This is a genomic window from Ralstonia sp. OTU4908, from assembly GCF_038440115.1.
Taxonomy (GTDB): Bacteria; Pseudomonadota; Gammaproteobacteria; order Burkholderiales; family Burkholderiaceae; genus Ralstonia; species Ralstonia pickettii.
In genome coordinates this window covers 1-21,165 of the sequence record NZ_JASATD010000007.1, presented here as the reverse complement: position 1 = coordinate 21,165, position 21,165 = coordinate 1, and the positions used below count along the sequence as shown (strand labels likewise).

Sequence of the window (21,165 nt, the reverse complement as noted above, 5' to 3'; positions counted from 1 at the left end):
CAAAAAAGACGGCTTCAAGCCGTCTTTTTTGTTGGGCGACTGCCCGGCACTTACATGCCGACGTAGTTTGGCCCGCCACCACCTTCCGGCGTGACCCACACGATGTTCTGCGTCGGGTCCTTGATGTCGCAGGTCTTGCAGTGCACGCAGTTCTGCGCGTTGATCTGCAGGCGTTCGGTGCCTTCGTCGTTCTTGACGAATTCGTACACGCCGGCCGGGCAGTAGCGCTGCTCGGGGCCGGCAAACTGCGTCAGGTTGATGCGTGTCGGAACGGTCGGATCTTTCAGCGTCAGGTGGGCCGGCTGGTTCTCTTCGTGGTTCGTGTTCGAGATGAACACCGACGACAGGCGATCGAACGTGATCTTGCCGTCCGGCTTCGGATACTCGATCTTCGGGCATTCCGATGCCGGCTTGAGCGACTGGTTATCCGACTTCGTGCCGTGCAGCGTCCAGGGCGGATTGCTGACGCCAATCTTGGGCAGCAGCCACTGTTCGATGCCGGTCATGATCTTGCCCAGTGTCGGGCTCTTCTTGAACCAGAGCTTGAAGTTGCGCGACTGATCCAGTTCTTCCTTCAGCCAGCTCTGTTCGAAGGCCGCAGGATATGCGGAAAGCTCATCAGCGGAACGGCCGGCCGTCACAGCTTCGAACACGGCGTCGCCGCAAAGCATGCCGCTCTTGATGGCCGCGTGGCTGCCCTTGATACGCGCCGCGTTCAGGTAGCCAGCATCGCAACCGACCAGGGCTCCGCCCGGAAACACGGTTTTCGGCAGCGCCTGCGGCGTGCCGTTGTTGATGGCGCGTGCGCCGTAGCCGATGCGCTTGCCGCCTTCGATGTGCGCGCGGATGGCGGGGTGAGCCTTCCAGCGCTGCATCTCTTCGAAGGGGCTCATCCAAGGGTTCTTGTAGTCCAGCCCAATCACGAAGCCAAGCGTGACCTTGTTGTCTTCCAGGTGATACAGGAAGCCGCCGCCGAAGGTGTCGTCTTCCATCGGCCAGCCGGCGGTGTGGACCACGAGGCCGGGTTTGGCCTTGGCCGGATCGATTTCCCAGAGTTCCTTGATGCCGATGGCGAAGGTCTGCGGATCTTTGCCGGCGTTGAGCTTGAATTTCTCCAGCAACTGGCGGCCCAGATGGCCGCGCGCGCCTTCTGCGAAGATGGTGTACTTGCCGAGCAGCTCCATGCCCAGCTGGAAGTTCTCCGTAGGCTCGCCGTCCTTGCCGATGCCCATGTTGCCGGTGGCCACGCCGCGCACGGCCCCCTTGTCGTCATACAGTACTTCGGCTGCAGCAAAGCCCGGGAAAATTTCCACGCCCAGCGCTTCGGCCTGCGTGGCCATCCACTTCACCACGTTCGACAGCGAGATGACGTAGCAGCCGTCGTTGTGGAAATTGCGCGGTACGAGCCAGTCGGGCGTGCGCTTGGAGTCGGTTTCGCTCAGGAAGAGCACGTCGTCGCCGGTGACCGGCTGGTTGAGCGGGGCGCCGTCCGCCTTCCAGTTGGGAAGCAATTCAGTGATCGCGCGCGGATCCATCACCGCGCCCGAAAGAATGTGTGCACCGGGCTCGGAACCTTTTTCCAGCACGACGACGGACACGTCCTTTCCCGTCTCGGCGGCCAGTTGCTTGATGCGAATCGCTGTCGCCAGGCCGGCAGGGCCGCCGCCGACGATAACGACGTCATACTCCATGGACTCTCGCGGGCCGTATTGTTCGAGGAGCTGCTGCTGGTTCATAAGTGTCTCTTCGCTGCTTTGGGGACAGTTAGGGGCGTTTGCTTATTGGTATGACGGATTGCTGCATTAGAATTTTCCGCATTGTCCGGGACACGCCCGGATGCGGCAAGGGAAATTTCTGAACGATCGTTCGATTTTTTGCTAAGCTGCGCTCAAATCACATGCCGATATTGCTTCCGAGCAGCCGGGCGCCTGCCAAACCAACACACGGGGAACACGCATCATGGGTCTGTCGATCAATCTGGAAGGCAAAGTCGCGCTGATCACCGGCGCATCGAGCGGCCTGGGCGCACGTTTTGCCCACACGCTGGCCGCCGCGGGTGCAAAGGTCGTCCTGGCCTCCCGCCGTGTAGAGCGCCTGAAGGAGCTGCGCGCCGACATCGAATCCAAGGGCGGCAGCGCCCACGTCGTCCGCCTGGACGTGACGGATCCCGACAGCATCCGCGCCGCTATCGCGCACGCTGAAACCGAGGCCGGCACGATCGACATCCTGGTCAACAATTCGGGAGTCTCGACCACGCAGCGCATGGTGGACGTCACCCCGGACGACTTCGATTTCGTGTTCGATACCAACACGCGTGGCGCGTTCTTCGTAGCGCAGGAAACGGCCAAGCGCATGATTGCGCGCGCAAAGGGTGCGGAGAAAAACGGTTCACCGCTGCCGCAATCGCGCATCGTCAACATTGCATCTGTGGCGGGGCTGAAGGTGCTGTCGCAGATTGGCGTGTATTGCATGAGCAAAGCCGCCGTGGTGCACATGACCAAGGCCATGGCGCTGGAGTGGGGCCGTTACGGCATCAATACGAACGCGATCTGCCCGGGCTACATCGACACCGAAATCAATCATCACCACTGGGAAACCGAGCCGGGTCAAAAGCTTGTGCAGATGTTGCCGCGCAAGCGCGTTGGCAAGCCGGAAGACCTCGATGGGCTGATTCTGCTGCTGGCGTCGGATCAGTCGGACTTTATCAACGGCGCGGTCATCAACGCCGACGACGGCATGGTGTAACGCTTCAGCAGCCTTAATGCCCCATCAGCCGCTGCACAAGTTCGAGCGAGGTGTTGGCGGCGTACTTCTTCATCAGCCGCGCGCGGTAGATTTCCACCGTGCGCGGGCTGATTTCCAACTGTTTGCCGATCTGCTTGCTGGTCTTGCCTTCGACCAACTGCGCAGCGATATCGCGTTCGCGCGGCGTGAGCGCCGCTGTGACGGGGCGATGTGCTGAGAGATCTTCGAACGTCCAGATTCCTTCGCCCAGCGGTTTCGCACGATCCAGCGCACGGCCGGTGACGTGGCACCAAAACAATTCGCCGTTGGCGCGCTTCATGATGCGCTCGTCGGAATAGCTGCCGCGCGCATTCATGACGGGGATGATGCGTGCGCCGGTGCGTTCGTATTCGTCATGCGTCGGATAGAGCAGTTCGAACGATTGCCCCATCATGGTCGTACGCGGGTGACCGAAGATGCGAGCGGCTTCGTCGTTGACGTCGAGCATCACCCGCTCGCGGGACATCACCATGCCCACAGGGGCAAGCTGGAACGCAGTCTGGTAGTCGAGGGCGGGCATATGTATTCGTACGTATTGCTGCGTCGCGCGACGCTTGCGTATTCTCGCCAAATTGTACCGTTACAATTTTCCGGCGCTGCACCGCACAAACCCCAAGTGTGCGTGCGGTCAAAACCAGCTGGATTCGTTGGACTACCAAGGAAGGAGCACGCATGAACAAAATCTTCGCCAGCGCCAGCGAGGCGCTCGCGGGCGTCGTCAAAGACGGCCAGACCATCGCCGTGGGCGGCTTCGGCCTGTGCGGCATTCCGGAAGCGCTGATTGCCGCGCTGCGCGATTCGGGCGTCAAGAATCTCACGTGCATTTCCAACAATGCCGGCGTCGACGGTTTCGGCCTGGGCTTGCTGCTGGAAACCCGCCAGATCAAAAAGATGATTTCGTCCTACGTGGGCGAAAACAAGGAGTTCGAGCGCCAGTATCTGGCGGGTGAACTCGAGTTGGAATTCACCCCGCAAGGCACGCTGGCCGAAAAGCTGCGCGCCGGCGGCGCCGGCATCCCGGCGTTCTTTACCAAGACCGGTGTCGGCACGCTTGTCGCCGAAGGCAAGGAGCTGCGCGAGTTTGACGGCGAGACGTACGTCATGGAGCGCTCGCTGGTGCCCGACGTGGCGCTGGTGAAAGCCCAGGTGGCTGACAAGTCCGGCAACCTGCGTTTCAACCTGACCGCACGCAACTTCAATCCGGCTGCGGCCACGGCGGGCAAGATCTGCATCGTTGAGGTCGAAGAGATCGTCGAGGTGGGCGAGCTTGCACCCGACGACATCCATCTGCCCGGCATCTATGTGCACCGCATCGTGCTCAATGCCACGCCCGAGAAGCGCATCGAAAAGCGCACCATCCGAGCAGCCAACTAAGGAGACCGACATGGCCTGGACACAAGACCAAATGGCGGCGCGCGCTGCCCAGGAGTTGCAAGACGGGTTCTACGTCAACCTCGGCATCGGCATCCCGACGCTGGTTGCGAACCACACCGGCGACAAGGAAGTCTGGCTGCAAAGCGAGAACGGCATGCTGGGCATCGGTCCGTTCCCGACGGAGGATGAGGTGGACGCCGACCTGATCAACGCGGGCAAGCAAACGGTGACCACGCTGCCCGGCAGCGCCATCTTCGGCAGCGACCAGAGCTTTGCGATGATTCGCGGCGGCAAGATCAACCTGTCGATTCTTGGCGCGATGCAGGTGAGCGAGACGGGCGACCTCGCCAACTGGATGATCCCCGGCAAGATGGTCAAGGGCATGGGCGGCGCGATGGACCTCGTGGCCGGCGTCAAGCGCGTGATCGTGCTGATGGAGCACACCGCCAAGAAGAAGGACGGCACCGAAGACCTGAAGATTTTGCCCAAGTGCACGCTGCCGCTGACGGGTGTGGGCGTGGTGGATCGCATCATTACGGACCTCGGCGTGATCGACGTGACCGAGCAGGGACTGAAGCTGATCGAAACCGCGCCGGGCGTGTCGCGCGAAGAGATCCAGGCTAAGACTGGCGTCAACCTGCTGTAATCGCTGACCTTTGGAGACACGCATGCTGCAAGGAAAAACCGCCCTCGTCACGGGCTCGACCAGCGGGATCGGTCTGGGTATCGCCTGCTCGCTGGCCGCGCAGGGCGCCAATATCATCATGAACGGCTTTGGCGATGTGGAAGCACCCAAGGCGCAGATCGCCGCCGCGGGCAAAAATGCCATCCGCATCGGATATCACGGCGCCGACATGAGCAAGCCAGCCGAGATCGAAGCGATGTTCGCCTATGCCGACGCAGAGTTTGGCGGCGTGGACATCCTCGTCAACAACGCCGGCATCCAGTATGTGGCCAATGTCGAGGATTTCCCGACCGAACGCTGGGACGCCATCATCGCGATCAACCTCACCTCGGCTTTCCACACGACGCGGCTTGCTGTGCCGGGCATGAAGCGCAAGAACTGGGGCCGCATCATCAACGTCGCATCGGTGCATGGGTTGGTGGCATCGGCGCAGAAATCGGCGTACGTGGCGGCCAAACACGGTATCGTCGGCTTCACCAAATCGGTGGCGCTGGAGACCGCACAGACGGGCATCACGTCCAACGCGATCTGCCCGGGCTGGGTGCTGACGCCGCTGGTGCAGAAGCAGATCGATGCGCGCGCCGAGAAGGACGGCCTGTCCGCGCTCGAAGCCAAGACAGATCTGCTGATGGAAAAGCAGCCTTCGCGTGAGTTCGTTACGCCCGATCAACTCGGCGCGCTGGCAGTCTTCCTGTGCAGCGATGCGGCTGAGCAGGTGCGCGGCGTGGCGTGGAACATGGATGGCGGCTGGGTCGCGCAGTAAGCCGATCTGCTTCTGAAGAAGCCTCGCTGCGGCGAGGCTTTTTTGTTTTTGGCCGGCGTGAATGTCTGCTGCGCCGCCGCATGCCTGCAGGCCCGCGTACAATCAAGCTTCGCTGTCTCCGTCATTCACGTGTAGGAGTTGTACATGCCAGTCTCGCCGCGTCTTGCCTTCGTGCAGTGTCTGAGCCCGTCCGGCTTGCACCGGATGGCGTATCACGAGTGGGGCGACGCGCAGAATCCGCGCGTGCTGGTTTGCGTGCATGGCCTCTCGCGCACGGGGCGTGATTTCGACGTGCTGGCACAGGCGCTGTGCAACGACTATCGCGTCATCTGCCCCGATGTGGTGGGCCGGGGGCGCTCTGATTGGCTGGCCGACCCGAAGGGCTATGTGCTGTCTCAGTACGCGTCCGACATGGTCACACTGCTCGCGCGGCTGAATGCCGAGTCCGTCGACTGGTTTGGAACCTCGATGGGCGGCCTGATCGGCATTGGCTTAGCGGGCTTGCCGAAATCGCCGATCCGCAAGCTGTTGCTCAACGATGTGGGCCCGCGCGTGACGGAATCGTCGTTGACGCGCATCGGCGCTTACCTCGGGTTGAACGTTCGCTTCAAGACGTTTGATGAAGGGCTGGCATACCTCAAGACGATCAGCGCTTCATTCGGTCCCCACACGCCGGAGCAATGGCGGGAGCTGAATACCGCGATCCTGAAGCCCCAGGGCGGCGAGTGGATCCTGCATTACGATCCGCGGCTGGCGGAGCCCTTCAAGAACACCACGCCCGAAATGGTCGCGGCCGGCGAGGCCACGCTGTGGAAACTGTTTGAGGCGATTCCCGGTGAGGTGCTGGTGGTACGCGGCGCGCATTCCGATTTGCTGACGCGCGAGACCGTCGAGGCCATGATGCAACGCGGCCAACACGTGAACACGGTGGAAATTCCCGACGTAGGCCATGCGCCGACCTTCATCCAGCCCGATCAGGTGGCGATCGCCCGCAAGTTCTTCCTCGGTCAATGACCGTTTGTCCGACTCCATTCGATTTGCAAGATGAGCACTGAACTGAAGCGTTACAACGTCGAACATCGCTATTCCGACGCAGCCGTCTACAACGGTGTCGTGTACGTGGCAGGCCAAGTGCCGGAGACCACGCTCGACGCCGGCATTGCCGAGCAGACGGCGGAAGTGCTCGCCATCATAGATCGCGTGCTGGCCGCCAATCGCAGCGACAAGACGCGCATCCTGATGTGCCAGATCTTCCTGAAAGATATCAGCGAGATTGGCGAGATGAACAAGGTGTGGGACCAGTGGGTTGCCGCCGGTTCCAAGGACTCGCCGCCGCGCGCCACCGTTGAGGCCGCGCTGGCCAATCCGAAGTACCGCATCGAAATCGTCGTGACGGCCGCGCAGAAAAGCTGAGCCCGTCACGCAACAGGCGAGACGCCAGCAGGACGCATCATGGAGAACAAGACCGAACGGCCGGCCGAGGGGTCCGGATCGACGGCAGAGCAGGTCGCTCGGGCGATCGAATACCTCGTGGCGAATGCCGCAGACAGCGTCACGCTGACCGGCGAGCCGCTGGAGTCGCACGCGCGCGGCACGGTCGCCATCCTTGAAGGGCTGCGCGTCGATACGCCGTCGTTGCAGGCGGCTGCGCTGTTTCTGTTGCCGACGCTGGCAATGGACAACGAAAAAGCGCTTGAGCCCGCGTTCGGGGCCGAGGTCGTCAAGCTCGTGCACGATGTGCGGCAACTGCTGCGCATTGGGGCCATTGCCGGCCTCGTCAGTCCGACCGATGCCAGCATCACGCGCAAGAACGAAGCCGAGGCGCGCCGCGCGCAAGTCGAGGCGTTGCGCAAGATGTTGCTCGCGTTCGCGCAGGACATTCGCGTCGTGCTGATCCGGCTGGCGTCGCGGTTGCAGTCGCTGCGCTGGTTGGCGCAGACGAAGCGCTCGGCGCCGGAGGGCATGGCGCGCGAGACGCTGGATATCTATGCGCCGCTCGCTAACCGGTTGGGCATCTGGCAACTGAAGTGGGAGCTTGAAGACCTCGGTTTCCGCTTCGAGGATCCCGATACCTACAAGCGCATCGCGCGCCTGCTGGATGAAAAGCGCATCGAGCGCGAGAAGTTCATCGGCCAGGCCATCGAGCAACTCCAAAAGACCTTGCACGACGCCGGCATCCAGGCGGAGGTGAGCGGCCGGCCTAAGCACATCTACAGCATCTGGAAAAAGATGCGCGGCAAGGAGCTCGACTTTGCCGATCTGTACGACGTGCGCGCCTTTCGCGTCATCGTCGACGGCATCAAGGATTGCTACACGGTGCTCGGTTTCGTGCACCACATGTGGCAACCGATCCCGAAGGAATTCGACGACTACATCTCGCGTCCGAAGGCCAATGGCTACATGTCGCTGCACACGGTGGTGATCGGCGACGACGGCCGCGCGCTCGAGGTGCAGATCCGCACACGTGAAATGCACCACTTTGCCGAGTACGGCGTGGCGGCGCACTGGCGCTACAAGGAGGCGGGCAACAAGGGCTACGCCGGCCAGTTCTCCGCCAGCGAGCGCTACGACGAGAAGATCGCCTGGCTGCGCCAACTGCTCGCCTGGAAGGACGATGCCGAGCACACCGTCGCGCACGAGGATTCGCCTTGGGAGCAACTCAAGCACACCGAGCTGGATGACCACATTTACGTGCTGACGCCGCAGGCGCGCGTGATCGCCCTGCCGCAAGGCGCGACGCCGGTCGACTTCGCTTACTACCTGCACAGTGATCTTGGCCACCGTTGCCGCGGCGCGCGCGTAGACGGCACGATGGTGCCGCTGAACACACCGCTCAGGAACGGCCAGACTGTCGAGATCGTCACCGTCAAGCAGGGTGGCCCGTCGCGCGATTGGCTCAACACCGAGTTGCACTATCTCGTCAGCCCGCGAGCACGCACGAAGGTGCGCGCGTGGTTCAATGCGATGGAGCTGGAAGAGACGCTCGCGCAAGGCCGTGCGCTCATCGACAAGACATTGCAGCGCGAAGGAAAGACCGCCGTTAACCTTGAAGAGCTGGCCGCGAAGCTCGGCTACAAGACGTCGGAAGATCTTTACGCCGTGGTCGCCAAGGACGAGCTGAGCCTGCGTCGCATCGAGGCTGTATTGCGTTCGGATGGGGCGTCGCCGCCTGTGCCCATCGACGACGAGGCCGCCATCACCAAGAAGAGCCGCGCCACCAGCGTGGCCCGTGGCGCGAAGAGCGGCGTATTGGTGGTGGGCGTCGATTCGCTGCTCACGCAGATGTCGCGCTGCTGCAAGCCGGCGCCACCGGACGCCATCGTCGGCTTTGTCACGCGTGGCCGCGGCGTCTCGATCCACCGTCAGAGTTGCGCGACGTTCCAGCAACTGGCCGCCCGCGCGCCGGGGCGCGTGATCCAGACTGAGTGGGGCCAACGCAGCGATTCGGTCTATCCGATCGATATCCAGGTCGAGGCGCTGGACCGGCAGGGCTTGTTGCGCGACATCTCGGAAATCCTCTCGCGCGAAAAGATCAATGTGACCGGCGTGCGTACGCTGTCGAGCAAGGGCGTCGCAAAGATGCAGTTCACTGCGGAGGTGTCAGAGGCGACGCAACTGCAACGCGCGCTGACTTTGATCGAAGAAGTGCAAGGGGTATTGACAGCCCGAAGGAAGTGACGGTATAGTCGTGTTCTTCGGCAGGCTCGTAGCTCAGCTGGTTAGAGCACCACCTTGACATGGTGGGGGTCGTTGGTTCGAGTCCAATCGAGCCTACCAACGCATTTAGCAGGACGCGTCGGGTAGGGTGTCCAAGCCGTCATCCTCGTAATTCCCGGGTTTGTCCCGTACCACTGAACACAAGGCGAAATATGATTCAGGCACTGCGAACTACAACCGCTTCGGAGCGACAGTAGTCAAGGTGCGGTTTTCGCCCTTTGCGGTCTGCCCAAGCGGGAGATAGCGCAAATGAAAACGCGGCCTTGGCCGCGTTTTTTTTCGTCCGCGATTTCGTGTCACGCGTGGCGATCAAGCTGAAAACGCTTCGAAGCATCTAATTCGACAAACTGCCTCGTCGATCCGGCGTGGCGCACGACAGAATGACAGCCTTCGCGTGGACGACAAGCGCGACGGTGACTCCACAGGAGCAAGCATGATCGCAATCACCCTGCCGGACGGTTCCCGGCGCGAGTTTCCCGGCCCGGTCACGGTGGCTGAAGTGGCGCAGAGCATCGGTGCAGGCTTGGCCAAGGCAGCCCTGGCGGGCCGCGTGGACGGTCAGATGGTTGATACGAGCTTCACGATCGACCGGGATGCCAAGCTCGCCATCATCACCGACAAGGATGCCGACGGCGTCGACGTGATCCGCCACTCCACGGCCCACTTGCTGGCTTACGCGGTCAAGGAACTGTTTCCGGACGCACAGGTCACCATCGGCCCGGTCATCGAAAACGGCTTCTATTACGACTTCGCCTACAAGCGCCCCTTCACGCCGGAAGACCTCGTCGCCATCGAAAAGAAGATGACGGAGCTCGCCAAGAAGGACGAAAAAGTCACGCGTGAAGTGCTGAGCCGCGACGAAGCCGTCAAGCTGTTCGAGGGCATGGGCGAGAAATACAAGGCTGAGATCATCGCCTCCATTCCGGAGGATCAGGAGATTGGTCTGTATCGCGAGGGCAACTTTGTCGACCTGTGCCGCGGCCCGCACGTGCCGTCCACGGGCAAGCTGAAGGTTTTCAAGCTGATGAAGGTGGCGGGCGCGTATTGGCGCGGCGACCACAATAACGAGATGCTCCAACGCATCTATGGCACGGCCTGGGCGAAGAAGGAAGACCAGGAAGCCTATCTGCACATGCTGGAAGAGGCCGAGAAGCGCGACCACCGCAAGCTCGGCCGCGAGCTCGACCTGTTCCACATCGACGAGTATTCGCCCGGCACGGTGTTCTGGCATCCGAAGGGTTGGACCCTTTGGCAGGAGATCGAGCAGTACATGCGCCGCGTGTATCGCGAGAACGGCTACCAGGAGGTGAAGGGGCCGCAGATTCTCGACAAGACGCTGTGGGAGAAGACCGGCCACTGGGACAAATACCGCGAGAACATGTTCATCACGGAATCGGAAAAGCGTGAGTACGCGCTGAAGCCGATGAACTGCCCCGGCCACATCCTCATCTACAAGCAGGGCATCAAGAGCTACCGCGATCTGCCGCTCCGCTTTGGCGAATTCGGGGCGTGCCACCGCAACGAGCCTTCGGGTGGCCTGCACGGCATCATGCGCGTGCGCGGCTTCACGCAGGACGACGGCCATATCTTCTGTACGGAAGACATGATCCAGGCCGAGGTGACGGCGTTTACGACGTTGCTGCAGAAGGTCTACAAGGATTTCGGCTTCACCGAAATTCTTTACAAGCTGTCGACGCGTCCGGACAAGCGCATCGGCACGGAAGAAAGCTGGGACCGCGCCGAGGCTGCGTTGGCTGAGGGCTTGCGTGCGTCGGGTTGCGAGTTTGAGTACCTGCCGGGTGAGGGGGCGTTCTACGGTCCCAAGATCGAGTATGTGCTTAAAGATGCACTTGGCCGTCAGTGGCAATGCGGCACGATCCAAGTCGACCCGAACCTGCCGGAGCGCCTGGATGCTGAATTTGTCGGCGAAGATGGCGCGCGCCATCGACCGATCATGCTGCACCGGGCCATCGTTGGCAGCCTCGAGCGCTTTATCGGTATCTTGATCGAGCAATATGCCGGAGCGCTGCCCACGTGGCTTTCGCCGGTGCAGGTTGCGGTGCTCAGTATCACCGATTCGCACGCCGAATACGCGCAATCCGTTGTGCAATCCCTGCAAAAACAAGGATTTAGGGCGGTCGTCGATTTGCGGAATGAGAAGATTGGGTATAAAATCCGCGAGCATTCTGTTCAGAAGGTCCCATACCAGATTGTGGTTGGCGACAAAGAGCGGGATGAAAATCAGGTGGCCGTGCGTGCCCGTGGCAACGTCGATCTAGGCTCTATGCCGCTGTCGGCGTTCGTTGAGCGACTGCAGAACGATCTCGCCAACAAGTCATGAGCTGGGCACGGCCTGTTTTTTTGATTCTTTGAGGACATCAACATCGCTACTGAGAAATCTCACCGCATCAACCGCGAGATCAGCGCACCGGAAGTCCGGCTGACCGGGGTTGAGGGAGAAGCGCTCGGCATCGTCAAGCTGTTCGACGCGCTGCGTCTGGCAGAAGAAAAGGACGTCGACCTGGTCGAGATCGCGCCGACTGCGCAGCCGCCCGTTTGCCGCCTGATGGACTATGGCAAGTTCAAGTATCAGGAGCAGAAAAAGGCCCATGACGCCAAGCTGAAGCAGAAGGTGATCCAGGTGAAGGAAGTCAAGTTCCGCCCTGGCACCGACGACAACGACTACGGCGTCAAGCTGCGCAACGCAACGCGCTTCCTTGAGGATGGCGACCGGGTCAAGGTGACCTTGCGTTTCCGGGGCCGCGAAATGGCCCACCAGGAACTCGGCATGCGCGTGCTGGAGCGTATCAAGTCTGACCTGGAGGAATTCGGTCAGGTTGAGCAGATGCCGAAGATGGAAGGTCGCCAGGCAGTGATGATGTTGGCGCCCAAGAAGAAAAAGTAATGCAGCGGCGGCCGGGCGATTCCGGCTGCGCTGAGCAGGTTCCAGACGGAAACGTCGGAAGACGCGGCAGGTTTCAAAGCCTGCCGCGATACAACAAGTGAGCCCGGGTCTTGCAAGTGTCGGCGCCAGCCGTCCACCTGGCTTCATGTCAAAAGCGGAGTTGTTCCATGCCGAAGATGAAGACGAAGAAAAGCGCTTCCAAGCGCTTTACTGCCCGTCCTGGTGGCACGATCAAACGTGGCCAAGCCTTCAAGCGTCACATCCTGACCAAGAAGACCACCAAGAACAAGCGTCACCTGCGCGGTACCGAGGGCGTCCATGAGACGAACCTGAAGTCCGTTCGCGCAATGATGCCGTACGCCTAACCCTAACTAACTACGAAAGGAGCATTTCATGCCTCGAGTAAAACGTGGGGTCACAGCGCGGGCCCGTCATAAGAAGGTTATCAGCGCAGCCAAGGGTTACCGCGGCCGCCGCAATAACGTCTATCGCATCGCCAAGCAGGCGGTCATGCGTGCTGGTCAGTACGCCTACCGCGATCGTCGCAACAAGAAGCGCGTGTTCCGTGCGCTCTGGATTGCACGTATCAACGCTGGCGCACGCGAGCATGGTCTGACCTACAGCAAGTTCATGAACGGCCTCAAGAAGGCGTCCATCGAGCTGGACCGCAAGGTGCTGTCGGACATGGCCATTCACGATAAGGTGGCTTTTGCTGCCATCGTGAATCAGGTGAAAGCCAACGTCGCCTGAATTGGATTAGCCGGGCAGGTTGCTGGAATTGCCCAGTAAATTTGCCGGCTGATCACCCTGACGGGGCTCTCACCGAGCCCCGTTTTTTATTCCGCGCATTTTCGCGGACCCGAATCCCCAGAATTTTTTCGCTCGCCTTCCCATGTCACTGGATCTGGATCAAGTCGTCGTCGATGCCCAAAACGCGTTTGCCGCTGTGCAGGACAACGCCTCGTTGGAAAACGAGAAGGCCCGCTTTCTCGGTAAGTCCGGCGTGCTGACCGACTTGCTCAAAGGCTTGGGTAAGCTCGATCCGGAAACCCGCAAGTCCGAAGGCGCGCGCATCAACCAAGCCAAGAGCCGGGTAGAAGAAGCGCTCAACGCCCGCCGCCAGGCGCTGGCCGATGCGCTGATGAATGCCCGCCTGGCCGCAGAGGCGATCGACGTGACGCTGCCCGGGCGCGACGTGGCAGAGGGCAGTCTGCACCCTGTGATGAACACCTGGGAGCGCGTCGCCAAGATCTTCGGTTCGATCGGCTTCGATGTCGCTGACGGCCCCGAAATCGAATCCGACTGGATGAACTTCACGGCGCTGAACAACCCGGACAACCATCCGGCACGCTCGATGCAGGATACGTTCTACATCGACGGTCGCGACAGCGAAGACAAGCTCTTGCTCCTGCGCACGCACACGAGCCCGATGCAGGTGCGCTATGCCCGCATGCACGTGGAGAAGTACAAGCACCTCGACCGCATCCCGCCGATCAAGGTTATCGCCCCGGGCCGCACGTATCGTGTCGACAGCGATGCCACGCACTCGCCGATGTTCCATCAGGTCGAAGGCCTATGGATTGCAGACAACATCAGCTTTGCCGACCTGAAGGGCGTCTATACCGATTTCCTGCGCAATTTCTTCGAGCGCGACGACATCCAGGTGCGTTTCCGCCCGTCCTATTTCCCGTTCACCGAACCGTCGGCCGAGATCGATATGGCGTTCGGCAACGGTAAATGGCTGGAGATTTCCGGATCCGGCCAAGTGCACCCGACGGTGGTGCGCAACATGGGCCTCGACCCCGAGCGCTACATCGGCTTCGCGTTCGGCTCCGGCCTGGAGCGCCTGACGATGCTGCGCTATGGCATCAATGACCTGCGCCTGTTCTTCGAGGGCGATGTGCGTTTCCTGCGCCAGTTCGCGTAAGCGCCGAGCGCTCGCACTGGTACTTCATCGCCCCGTTAATCGAATTCTCTTTCCTGTCGCGCCATGCAATTTCCGGAATCCTGGCTTCGCAGTTTCGTCAATCCGTCGATCACCACGGATGAGCTTTCCCATCGCCTGACGATGGCTGGCCTCGAGGTGGAGGAGGTCGACCCCGTCGCGCCGCCGTTCTCGCAGATCGTCGTCGGCCATGTGGTCGAGGTGAACAAACACCCGGACGCCGATCGCCTCAACGTGTGCAAGGTCGATGCGGGCACGGGCGAATTGCTGCAGATTGTCTGCGGCGCGCCGAACGTGTCGGCAGGCATCAAGGTGCCGTGCGCGCTGGTCGGCGCCGAGCTGCCCCCGGGCGAGGACGGCAAGCCGTTCAAGATCAAGATCGGCAAGCTGCGTGGCGTGGAGAGCTACGGCATGCTGTGTTCGGCGCGCGAGCTGAAGCTGTCGGAAGACCACGGCGGTCTGCTGATCCTGCCGGAAGACACGCCGGTGGGCGAAGACATCCGCAAGGTGCTCGATCTGGACGACCAGATCTTCGTCATCAAGCTCACACCCAACAAGGCCGACTGCCTGTCGATCCATGGCGTGGCGCGTGAAGTGTCCGCGCTGACGGGCGCCCCCATTACCGTGCCGTCGATGGCACCCGTGGCGGTAACGCTGGCCGACAAGTTGCCGGTCAAGGTGGAAGCACCGGACCTGTGTGGTCGCTTCTCGGGCCGCATCATCCGCGGTGTGAACGCGCACGCGAAGACGCCGGCCTGGATGGTGTCGCGCATCGAGCGCGCGGGCATGCGCAGCGTGTCGGCGCTGGTGGATATCTCGAACTACGTGATGCTGGAGCTGGGCCGTCCGTCGCACGTGTTCGACCTGGACAAGATCCACGGCGGCCTGACGGTGCGCTGGGGCAAGGCTGGCGAACAGCTGAAGCTGCTCAACGGCGACACCATCACGGTCGACGAAAAGGTCGGCGTGATCTCGGACGAGCAGGCCATCGAAAGCCTCGCCGGCATCATGGGCGGCGACAAGACGGCCGTCACGCTCGATACACAGAACATCTATGTTGAAGCCGCATTCTGGTGGCCGGAAGCCATCCAGGGCCGTGCGCGCCGCTACAACTTCTCGACCGATGCGGGCCACCGCTTCGAGCGCGGCGTTGATTACGCGACCACCGTTGAACACATCGAACGCATCAGCGCGCTGATCCTCGAAATCTGTGGCGGCCAGGCTGGACCGATCGATGACCAGATCGTCAATCTGCCCAAGCGCGAGCCTGTGCGCATGCGTGTCGCACGTGCCGCGCGCGTCCTGGGTATTCCGCTGTCGCACGACGTTGTGGAGGACGTGTTCAAGCGCCTCGGCCTCACGTTCAGCGTGGACGGCGATGTGTTCATCGTCGAGCCGCCATCGTATCGCTTCGACCTTGAAATCGAAGAAGACCTGATTGAAGAAGTCGCCCGCATCTACGGTTTCGAGCGGATTCCCGCCAAGCCCCCCGTGGCTGAGAACGCGATGCGCCCGACTGACGAGGCGCACCGCACGATGCACGACGTGCGTCATGCCGTTGCTGCACGTGATTACCACGAGGTCGTCAACTTCGCCTTTGTCGAGACCGAATGGGAAGCCGACTTTGCCGGCAACACCAACCCGATTCCGTTGCTGAATCCGATTGCCAGCCAGTACTCGGTGATGCGCAGCACGCTCATCGGCGGCTTGCTGGACAAGGTGCGCTACAACCTGAACCGCAAGGCTTCGCGGGTACGCATGTTCGAGGTGGGTCGTGTGTTCCACCGCGATGCGACTGTCGCCGATGGTGGTCTGTCGATCGCCGGGTACGCACAGCCGATGATGGCCGGTGGCATTGCATATGGTCCGGCCAAGGAAGAGCAGTGGGGCGTGCAGACACGCCCTGTTGATTTCTTCGATGTAAAGGGTGACGTCGAATCGCTGCTGTGGCCGTTGCAGGCGCGTTTCGAGCGCGCGGAGCACCCCGCGCTCCACCCGGGCCGCTCCGCACGCGTGGTGCTGAATGGCCGTGCCATCGGCTGGATCGGTGAACTGCATCCGCGTTGGCTGCAAAAATACGACCTGCCGACTGCGCCGGTGGTGTGGGAGCTGGAGCTTGATGCCATCACCGCTGTCGGTCTGCCGAAGTATCGCGAAGTGCCCCGTGTGCCAGCAGTGACGCGCGACATTGCGCTCGTCGTACGTCAGGATGTGGCGGTGCAAGACCTTGTCGATATCTTCGAAAAGACGGCTGTTGGCACGCCTTGGGAACGCTATCTGCAAGGCGTTGTGCTGTTCGATGAATTCCGTCCGAAGGCCGCCACGGCTGCCATTGGGGCGCAGGAGAAAAGCCTTGCCTTCAGAATTACGTTGCAAGATACTGACAGCACCCTTCAGGACGACATTGTCGAGGCCGCCACACAGCAACTGATTCGAGCGGCCGGCGATGCATTCGGCGCGCGCCTGCGTGCCTGACGTTTCAGACGTCCGCACTGCGCTAGAGACAGCTCGAACGAACCTCGGCATTCGGATCGAATACGCTAAGCGAATCCTATGAACGATCAACACGCGCCTGCGTTGGCGGCATCCTTGGGCGACTCGCTCGGTTCTTCTTCGGCGGCATTGGCCGACGCACGTGATGCGCGCGCTCAGGACGTGCCGACGCTTACGAAGGCCGAGCTTGCCGAGATGCTGTTCGAGCAGGTCGGCTTGAACAAGCGCGAGTCGAAGGACATGGTTGAAGCGTTTTTTGACGTGATTCGCGAGGCGCTCGAGCAGGGTGACAGTGTCAAGCTGTCTGGCTTCGGTAATTTCCAGTTGCGCGACAAGCCGCAGCGCCCGGGCCGAAATCCGAAGACGGGGGAAATCATCCCCATCACTGCGCGCCGCGTCGTGACGTTCCACGCTAGCCAGAAGCTCAAGGCGCTCGTTGAAGAGCGCGTCGAGCCGCTGCCGGTCGACGTCGCGTAATTCTGCTGCGTGAATTCGCTCAGCCGTCTTTTCAATCCGTTTCTTTCGCCAGCCCTGTAGTCCAGCCCTGTATGGCCGCCGACAAACACACGGAGCGGGTCAACCTGCCGCCGATTCCTGCCAAACGCTACTTCACCATTGGTGAGGTGAGCGACCTGTGCGCCGTCAAGCCGCATGTGCTGCGCTATTGGGAGCAGGAGTTCACGCAGCTCAAGCCAGTCAAGCGACGCGGCAACCGACGCTACTACCAGCATCATGAAGTCCTGCTGATCCGGCGCATTCGCGAGCTGCTGTATGAGCAAGGCTTCACGATCAATGGCGCGCGGAATCGGTTGGATGAGTTGCGACATGGCGTAAGTGCGGCCTCGCAAGTCGAAGCTGATGAGCCGGAGACGGAAGTTGCGGCGCCGATGTCAGCCGCTGTGACAGGTTCGGTCGATGTGCAGAACTTGCGGCGCGCGCTGTCCGCTGTGTTGGAAGTACTGCGTACCGACAAGCCGTAATTGCAGGCAACTAGCGCGTAGACAGGAAGCAAAAAAAGAAACGAAAAAGCCCGCGTAACGTGATCCGTTACGCGGGCTTTTGTTTTGGTCGGGGCGAGAGGATTTGAACCTCCGACCACCTGCACCCCATGCAGGTACGCTACCAGGCTGCGCTACGCCCCGAAGCTTGAAAGTATAACAGAGGCGTGGCGCCGATGACTAGTAGTTCGCTCGCGGTTCGATCGGGCGCGGTGCGGTCGTCTCGCACATCGCTGTGGCATAGAAACCCCCCGCGCTAGAGTGCGCTGTAGTCTCTGTAATCCGAGCGTCCACATTAGGAGTCGCGTCACGAACGTGCTCGAGAACAAGAAGAACGTGCGGGCCGTTCTTGCCGAACTCGCTGTGAGCCACGTTAAGCCGTTCGTTGATCTCATCGCGGATGATTTTTCCTACCGGAAAGCAGTGCGAAGAAGTGCACGCATCGAAAGCTTGAGCGCTAATGGTTGCGGGGCCTCTATGGATGACTAACCAATCCCCTTCGATACCGCGCCGGCGTCATCCTCAATTGCTGCTTGAACGCCTTGCCGAACGCCGCCTCCGATTGATAGCCCACACGTGTGCCAACTTCGCCCACGCTGAGCCGTGTATGGACCAACGTTTCGCAGGCCAGCGTCATGCGCACACGCGTGAGGAAATCCCATACCGTCATGTCCGCCCGGGCCTTGAAGTGTCGCGCGTAGGTAGCGCGTGACATGGCCGCCAGATCGGCGAGGGCGTCGATGGTCCACGCACGTTCGGGCGCGCTGAGCATGGCCTGTATGGACGGGCCGAGGCGCGCGTCCGACAGCAGCGTCAACGTGCCTGGGCTCGCGTTTTCTCGCTGACCATAGGCGCGCAGGGCCATCGTCAGCAAAGCCTGGCTCAGTGAGGTGACGATCGCCAGCGCGCCCGGTGCGCGCGTTTCGGCTTCGTCGCGCATTAGCCCAATGAGTGCTTGCAGCGCCGTAAATGACGCACTATCAGTCAATGACACATGCAACGGATCGGGCAGGGTGCGTACAAGCAGCGTGGTCGAGCCGTGCTCGTGAACGAAGCGACCGCAAAGCAGATCGACGTCAGCCGCGCCCCGGCCGGTTTGACGAAGCGGCAGCATGCCGTCGTGCGATGTGCGTGGCTTGGCGGTGGGCGCCTCTTTGCTGACCGGGTCGTGAATTGTGTGTGCTTCACCACGCGGAAACAGGATGAAATCGCCTTCGCGCAGCGTGAGCGTGCGGCCGCCGGTGTCGACCCGGCAACAACCTGACAGCACGAGGTGGAACAGCGCCTGCCCATTCGGCTCCGGAGCGTGCGGGATCGAGAATCGCCCCTGGAACAGGCAGCGCAAATCGAGGCTGGCCTGCGGCCGGGTGAGCTGAATGAATTGACTGAGCGCGTCCATGAGACGATTTCGACAGAAATTGCGTTGATCAAGTATTCAACGAATCACGCATCAAGACAATACTCTTTCCAACGGCGCGGGCATCGGGCCAGCGCCACACCACCGGAGCACATCATGCTGAACTGGGTCGAGTATCGGAAGGAATTGCTGGGGCGCATTGGCGAGATTGGTCAGATCACGCCGGATACCGTCAAGGGCTACAAGACGTTGTCGGCTGCCACGACGGGTAGCCTTGACGCGAAGACGCGTGAGCTGATTGCGCTGGCCGTGGCGGTGACCACCCGCTGCGACGGCTGTATCACCGTGCACACGGCGGAGGCCATCAAGCATGGCGCAACGCACGAGGAGATTGCCGACGCGCTGAGTGTGGCGATCTCGCTCAATGCCGGGGCAGCCTTGGTGTATTCCGCGCGCGTGTTGGATGCGGTGCAGGCCTACGAGAAGGCCTGAGCGCGTAGGCTACCGGGCGATCCGCAGACGGCAAGTTGCTTGCCGCGCCTCGCCCGGGGCGAGCAGGTGCAGGCCTTCACCGTGGTGGATCGCATTCGGCAGGCCCATCCATGGTTCGACGCAGTAGAAGTCCGACGTGGCGTTTTCCGCCCACGTGGTGATGGCGTGCCAGGGCACCGGCGCGCCGTCGACTTCGAAACGAATGCGACGGCCGAGCGGTGCTTCCGGGTGCGGCGGAATGACCAGCGTTGCAGCGCCAGCGTCATCGAGCAGGTGATAGCGGTCTTGCAGCGCCGGGTCGTCGAGCTGGTAGTTCCCGCGGCCGGGCTCGGGTCGGTCGAGACTCCCATCGGCCAGCTGTCGCGACAGCCGCGACGGCGGCATCAAGAGTTCGGTCGCGCCGCGCAACGCATGCGGTAACGCCAGGTAGAAATGATGACCAGCGTAGAACGGCATCGTGGCATGCGTGTCGCCTTCATCCAGATGCTTGACGGAGAAGGTCGCCTCCAGCCCATCGTGAATCAGCCGGTACGTCACGCGAAACTCAAAGGCGAACGGATAGCCTTGACGCGTCTGGGGGCTGTCGCGCAGCAGCAGGACGATGTGCGCGTCGCTTGCGTCTTCCACCTCGAACGGCAAGTCGCGTGCAAAGCCGTGTTGCGGCAGCTCGTGAAGTTGCCCGCGCGCGTCGCGCCAGCGGCCGACTTCGCCGTCGACGAAATGTCGGCCGATAAAGGGGAATAACAGCGGATTGCCGCCACGCACCTTGGCTGGATTTGTCCAATCGGCCGGTTCGGGCCAGAAGAGAATGTCTTCGCCGCGATGGCGCCAGCGCACCAGCCGGCCGCCGGCTTCCGGCGCGAGCAGCAGCATGGAGCCTTCGGCGTGGGGCTCACCAATGCGGATGAGCGTGCGGTCCTGGAAGCTGGCGGTGGGCAGGTCGTGCATAGGCTGGGCAAGGTGGCTTGTTGGCATGGGAATCGCGTACTAGATTGTCAATGCGTTTTGCCCGGAGGGAAACCATGTCCGTCAATTGCGTGCTGCCCGCACATACTGTTCCCCCACCCGATGAGCCTTCACCGCCGGGGATCCCACCCGATCTACCATCGCCCGATGAGCCACCGCCGCCAGTCGAGCCACCGGAGTTGTCGCGGCGGTAATCTGCTGTTACCAATCGTCACAGCTTTGCGGCAAGCGGTTCGTAAGATAAGCGCCAGTTCTCGCGCGACTGCGCGTTTCTACAACAACGATACGAGCCCAAACATGTCGATTCTTCCGCGTCTGACCCTGTGCGCTGTACTGGCGGCCTCTCTGGCCGGTTGTGTCGTGGCGCCGACGCAGCCCACGCGAACGGTGGTGGTGCGTGAGCCGGTTCCGGTTCCGGCGCCTGCACCGGTGGACCCGCGCGCGCGCTTTGATCAAGTGCAGGGCCGCCTGGCGGAAGAATTCCATCGTGTCGACGTTCGCCAATCCGAGGGCTACATCGATCCGTACCGCGCTGACGGCCTGCGGGACCGCCTGCGCCGCATCCGCCAGGAAGCCAACGACATGGCCAGCCAGCATCGCGGCGGCTTGTCCGGAGACGAGCAACGCGCGCTGAACGACGAACTCGGCGCCGTGGCGCACGATATCGGACGCTAAGCCGCTTTTTC

21 protein-coding genes and 2 tRNA genes are annotated in these 21,165 nt (G+C 61.7%); 18 read left to right on the top strand and 5 right to left on the bottom strand.

Annotation, left to right across the window (positions count from 1 at the left end):
• Nucleotides 1–50 precede the first annotated feature (50 nt).
• Nucleotides 51–1,736, bottom strand: a complete 1,686-nt coding sequence (locus AAHM38_RS08300; protein ID WP_012762131.1) for an electron transfer flavoprotein-ubiquinone oxidoreductase — start codon at nt 1,734–1,736, stop codon at nt 51–53.
• Between the two features lie 223 nt (nt 1,737–1,959).
• Here AAHM38_RS08300 and AAHM38_RS08295 point away from each other — a divergent pair, with 223 nt between their 5' ends.
• Nucleotides 1,960–2,745, top strand: coding sequence for an SDR family oxidoreductase (locus AAHM38_RS08295; protein WP_012762130.1), 786 nt, complete (start codon nt 1,960–1,962; stop codon nt 2,743–2,745).
• A gap of 13 nt (nt 2,746–2,758) precedes the next feature.
• On the opposite strand, the gene AAHM38_RS08290 is transcribed toward AAHM38_RS08295, so the two are convergent.
• Entirely contained in the window at nt 2,759–3,304 is a 546-nt protein-coding gene (locus tag AAHM38_RS08290) for a LuxR C-terminal-related transcriptional regulator (RefSeq protein ID WP_009240848.1), read from the bottom strand.
• A gap of 152 nt (nt 3,305–3,456) precedes the next feature.
• Between AAHM38_RS08290 and AAHM38_RS08285 the strand changes: the two genes are divergently transcribed.
• From AAHM38_RS08285 to AAHM38_RS08215, 15 genes are all read left to right on the top strand, one after another.
• Nucleotides 3,457–4,158, top strand: a complete 702-nt coding sequence (locus AAHM38_RS08285; protein WP_009240847.1) for a CoA transferase subunit A — start codon at nt 3,457–3,459, stop codon at nt 4,156–4,158.
• Nucleotides 4,159–4,168: 10 nt separating this feature from the next.
• Nucleotides 4,169–4,804 carry a CoA transferase subunit B gene (locus tag AAHM38_RS08280; protein WP_012762129.1) on the top strand — a complete coding sequence of 212 codons (636 nt, stop codon included), beginning with the start codon at nt 4,169–4,171 and terminating at the stop codon, nt 4,802–4,804.
• Nucleotides 4,805–4,826: 22 nt separating this feature from the next.
• A complete protein-coding gene (locus tag AAHM38_RS08275; RefSeq protein WP_004636015.1) occupies nt 4,827–5,606 on the top strand; it encodes a 3-hydroxybutyrate dehydrogenase in 780 nt (259 codons plus the stop codon).
• A 144-nt stretch (nt 5,607–5,750) separates the two neighbouring features.
• Nucleotides 5,751–6,620, top strand: a complete 870-nt coding sequence (locus tag AAHM38_RS08270) for an alpha/beta fold hydrolase (RefSeq protein WP_012762128.1) — start codon at nt 5,751–5,753, stop codon at nt 6,618–6,620.
• A 30-nt stretch (nt 6,621–6,650) separates the two neighbouring features.
• Nucleotides 6,651–7,019, top strand: coding sequence for a RidA family protein (locus AAHM38_RS08265; protein WP_012762127.1), 369 nt, complete (start codon nt 6,651–6,653; stop codon nt 7,017–7,019).
• Between the two features lie 39 nt (nt 7,020–7,058).
• Nucleotides 7,059–9,284 carry a RelA/SpoT family protein gene (locus AAHM38_RS08260; RefSeq protein ID WP_116576106.1) on the top strand — a complete coding sequence of 742 codons (2,226 nt, stop codon included), beginning with the start codon at nt 7,059–7,061 and terminating at the stop codon, nt 9,282–9,284.
• A gap of 22 nt (nt 9,285–9,306) precedes the next feature.
• A tRNA-Val gene (locus tag AAHM38_RS08255) sits at nt 9,307–9,383 on the top strand.
• Between the two features lie 373 nt (nt 9,384–9,756).
• Nucleotides 9,757–11,664, top strand: coding sequence for a threonine--tRNA ligase (thrS, locus tag AAHM38_RS08250; RefSeq protein WP_012762125.1), 1,908 nt, complete (start codon nt 9,757–9,759; stop codon nt 11,662–11,664).
• A 42-nt stretch (nt 11,665–11,706) separates the two neighbouring features.
• Nucleotides 11,707–12,228 carry a translation initiation factor IF-3 gene (gene infC, locus AAHM38_RS08245; RefSeq protein WP_012435921.1) on the top strand — a complete coding sequence of 174 codons (522 nt, stop codon included), beginning with the start codon at nt 11,707–11,709 and terminating at the stop codon, nt 12,226–12,228.
• 167 nt (nt 12,229–12,395) lie between these two features.
• Nucleotides 12,396–12,593, top strand: a complete 198-nt coding sequence (gene rpmI / locus AAHM38_RS08240) for a 50S ribosomal protein L35 (protein ID WP_004636003.1) — start codon at nt 12,396–12,398, stop codon at nt 12,591–12,593.
• A 28-nt stretch (nt 12,594–12,621) separates the two neighbouring features.
• Complete coding sequence (gene rplT / locus AAHM38_RS08235) at nt 12,622–12,978, top strand: 50S ribosomal protein L20 (RefSeq protein WP_012762124.1); 357 nt, start codon at nt 12,622–12,624, stop codon at nt 12,976–12,978.
• Between the two features lie 142 nt (nt 12,979–13,120).
• Nucleotides 13,121–14,155 carry a phenylalanine--tRNA ligase subunit alpha gene (gene pheS, locus AAHM38_RS08230; RefSeq protein ID WP_065856437.1) on the top strand — a complete coding sequence of 345 codons (1,035 nt, stop codon included), beginning with the start codon at nt 13,121–13,123 and terminating at the stop codon, nt 14,153–14,155.
• A 63-nt stretch (nt 14,156–14,218) separates the two neighbouring features.
• Nucleotides 14,219–16,648: a phenylalanine--tRNA ligase subunit beta gene (pheT, locus tag AAHM38_RS08225; protein ID WP_116576107.1), complete on the top strand. Its 2,430-nt coding sequence runs from the start codon at nt 14,219–14,221 to the stop codon at nt 16,646–16,648.
• A 78-nt stretch (nt 16,649–16,726) separates the two neighbouring features.
• Nucleotides 16,727–17,143 (top strand): integration host factor subunit alpha, encoded by a 417-nt coding sequence (locus AAHM38_RS08220; protein ID WP_012762121.1) that lies wholly within the window; start codon nt 16,727–16,729, stop codon nt 17,141–17,143.
• Nucleotides 17,144–17,214: 71 nt separating this feature from the next.
• Complete coding sequence (locus AAHM38_RS08215; RefSeq protein WP_009240839.1) at nt 17,215–17,646, top strand: MerR family transcriptional regulator; 432 nt, start codon at nt 17,215–17,217, stop codon at nt 17,644–17,646.
• 85 nt (nt 17,647–17,731) lie between these two features.
• Here the strand turns inward: AAHM38_RS08215 and AAHM38_RS08210 are convergent.
• Together AAHM38_RS08210 and AAHM38_RS08205 are read right to left on the bottom strand one after the other, a co-directional pair.
• Nucleotides 17,732–17,808 (bottom strand) — tRNA-Pro (locus tag AAHM38_RS08210).
• A 331-nt stretch (nt 17,809–18,139) separates the two neighbouring features.
• Entirely contained in the window at nt 18,140–19,063 is a 924-nt protein-coding gene (locus AAHM38_RS08205) for a cupin domain-containing protein (RefSeq protein WP_116576108.1), read from the bottom strand.
• Between the two features lie 114 nt (nt 19,064–19,177).
• On the opposite strand from AAHM38_RS08205, the gene AAHM38_RS08200 reads away from it, so the two are divergent.
• Nucleotides 19,178–19,513, top strand: a complete 336-nt coding sequence (locus AAHM38_RS08200; RefSeq protein ID WP_009240815.1) for a carboxymuconolactone decarboxylase family protein — start codon at nt 19,178–19,180, stop codon at nt 19,511–19,513.
• 9 nt (nt 19,514–19,522) lie between these two features.
• Here AAHM38_RS08200 and AAHM38_RS08195 read toward each other — a convergent pair whose 3' ends face one another.
• Nucleotides 19,523–20,461 carry an aldose epimerase family protein gene (locus AAHM38_RS08195; RefSeq protein WP_116576109.1) on the bottom strand — a complete coding sequence of 313 codons (939 nt, stop codon included), beginning with the start codon at nt 20,459–20,461 and terminating at the stop codon, nt 19,523–19,525.
• Between the two features lie 315 nt (nt 20,462–20,776).
• Between AAHM38_RS08195 and AAHM38_RS08190 the strand changes: the two genes are divergently transcribed.
• Complete coding sequence (locus AAHM38_RS08190) at nt 20,777–21,154, top strand: hypothetical protein (RefSeq protein WP_009240813.1); 378 nt, start codon at nt 20,777–20,779, stop codon at nt 21,152–21,154.
• Nucleotides 21,155–21,165 lie beyond the last annotated feature (11 nt).

Bases quoted from the DNA above. Each gene is read 5' to 3' on its own strand.
- AAHM38_RS08300 (WP_012762131.1), bottom strand. From the start codon at position 1,736: ATGAACCAGCAGCAGCTCCTCGAACAATACGGCCCGCGAGAGTCCATG.
- AAHM38_RS08295 (WP_012762130.1), top strand. From the start codon at position 1,960: ATGGGTCTGTCGATCAATCTGGAAGGCAAAGTCGCGCTGATCACCGGC.
- AAHM38_RS08290 (WP_009240848.1), bottom strand. From the start codon at position 3,304: ATGCCCGCCCTCGACTACCAGACTGCGTTCCAGCTTGCCCCTGTGGGC.
- AAHM38_RS08285 (WP_009240847.1), top strand. From the start codon at position 3,457: ATGAACAAAATCTTCGCCAGCGCCAGCGAGGCGCTCGCGGGCGTCGTC.
- AAHM38_RS08280 (WP_012762129.1), top strand. From the start codon at position 4,169: ATGGCCTGGACACAAGACCAAATGGCGGCGCGCGCTGCCCAGGAGTTG.
- AAHM38_RS08275 (WP_004636015.1), top strand. From the start codon at position 4,827: ATGCTGCAAGGAAAAACCGCCCTCGTCACGGGCTCGACCAGCGGGATC.
- AAHM38_RS08270 (WP_012762128.1), top strand. From the start codon at position 5,751: ATGCCAGTCTCGCCGCGTCTTGCCTTCGTGCAGTGTCTGAGCCCGTCC.
- AAHM38_RS08265 (WP_012762127.1), top strand. From the start codon at position 6,651: ATGAGCACTGAACTGAAGCGTTACAACGTCGAACATCGCTATTCCGAC.
- AAHM38_RS08260 (WP_116576106.1), top strand. From the start codon at position 7,059: ATGGAGAACAAGACCGAACGGCCGGCCGAGGGGTCCGGATCGACGGCA.
- thrS (WP_012762125.1), top strand. From the start codon at position 9,757: ATGATCGCAATCACCCTGCCGGACGGTTCCCGGCGCGAGTTTCCCGGC.
- rpmI (WP_004636003.1), top strand. From the start codon at position 12,396: ATGCCGAAGATGAAGACGAAGAAAAGCGCTTCCAAGCGCTTTACTGCC.
- rplT (WP_012762124.1), top strand. From the start codon at position 12,622: ATGCCTCGAGTAAAACGTGGGGTCACAGCGCGGGCCCGTCATAAGAAG.
- pheS (WP_065856437.1), top strand. From the start codon at position 13,121: ATGTCACTGGATCTGGATCAAGTCGTCGTCGATGCCCAAAACGCGTTT.
- pheT (WP_116576107.1), top strand. From the start codon at position 14,219: ATGCAATTTCCGGAATCCTGGCTTCGCAGTTTCGTCAATCCGTCGATC.
- AAHM38_RS08220 (WP_012762121.1), top strand. From the start codon at position 16,727: ATGAACGATCAACACGCGCCTGCGTTGGCGGCATCCTTGGGCGACTCG.
- AAHM38_RS08215 (WP_009240839.1), top strand. From the start codon at position 17,215: ATGGCCGCCGACAAACACACGGAGCGGGTCAACCTGCCGCCGATTCCT.
- AAHM38_RS08205 (WP_116576108.1), bottom strand. From the start codon at position 19,063: ATGGACGCGCTCAGTCAATTCATTCAGCTCACCCGGCCGCAGGCCAGC.
- AAHM38_RS08200 (WP_009240815.1), top strand. From the start codon at position 19,178: ATGCTGAACTGGGTCGAGTATCGGAAGGAATTGCTGGGGCGCATTGGC.
- AAHM38_RS08195 (WP_116576109.1), bottom strand. From the start codon at position 20,461: ATGCACGACCTGCCCACCGCCAGCTTCCAGGACCGCACGCTCATCCGC.
- AAHM38_RS08190 (WP_009240813.1), top strand. From the start codon at position 20,777: ATGTCGATTCTTCCGCGTCTGACCCTGTGCGCTGTACTGGCGGCCTCT.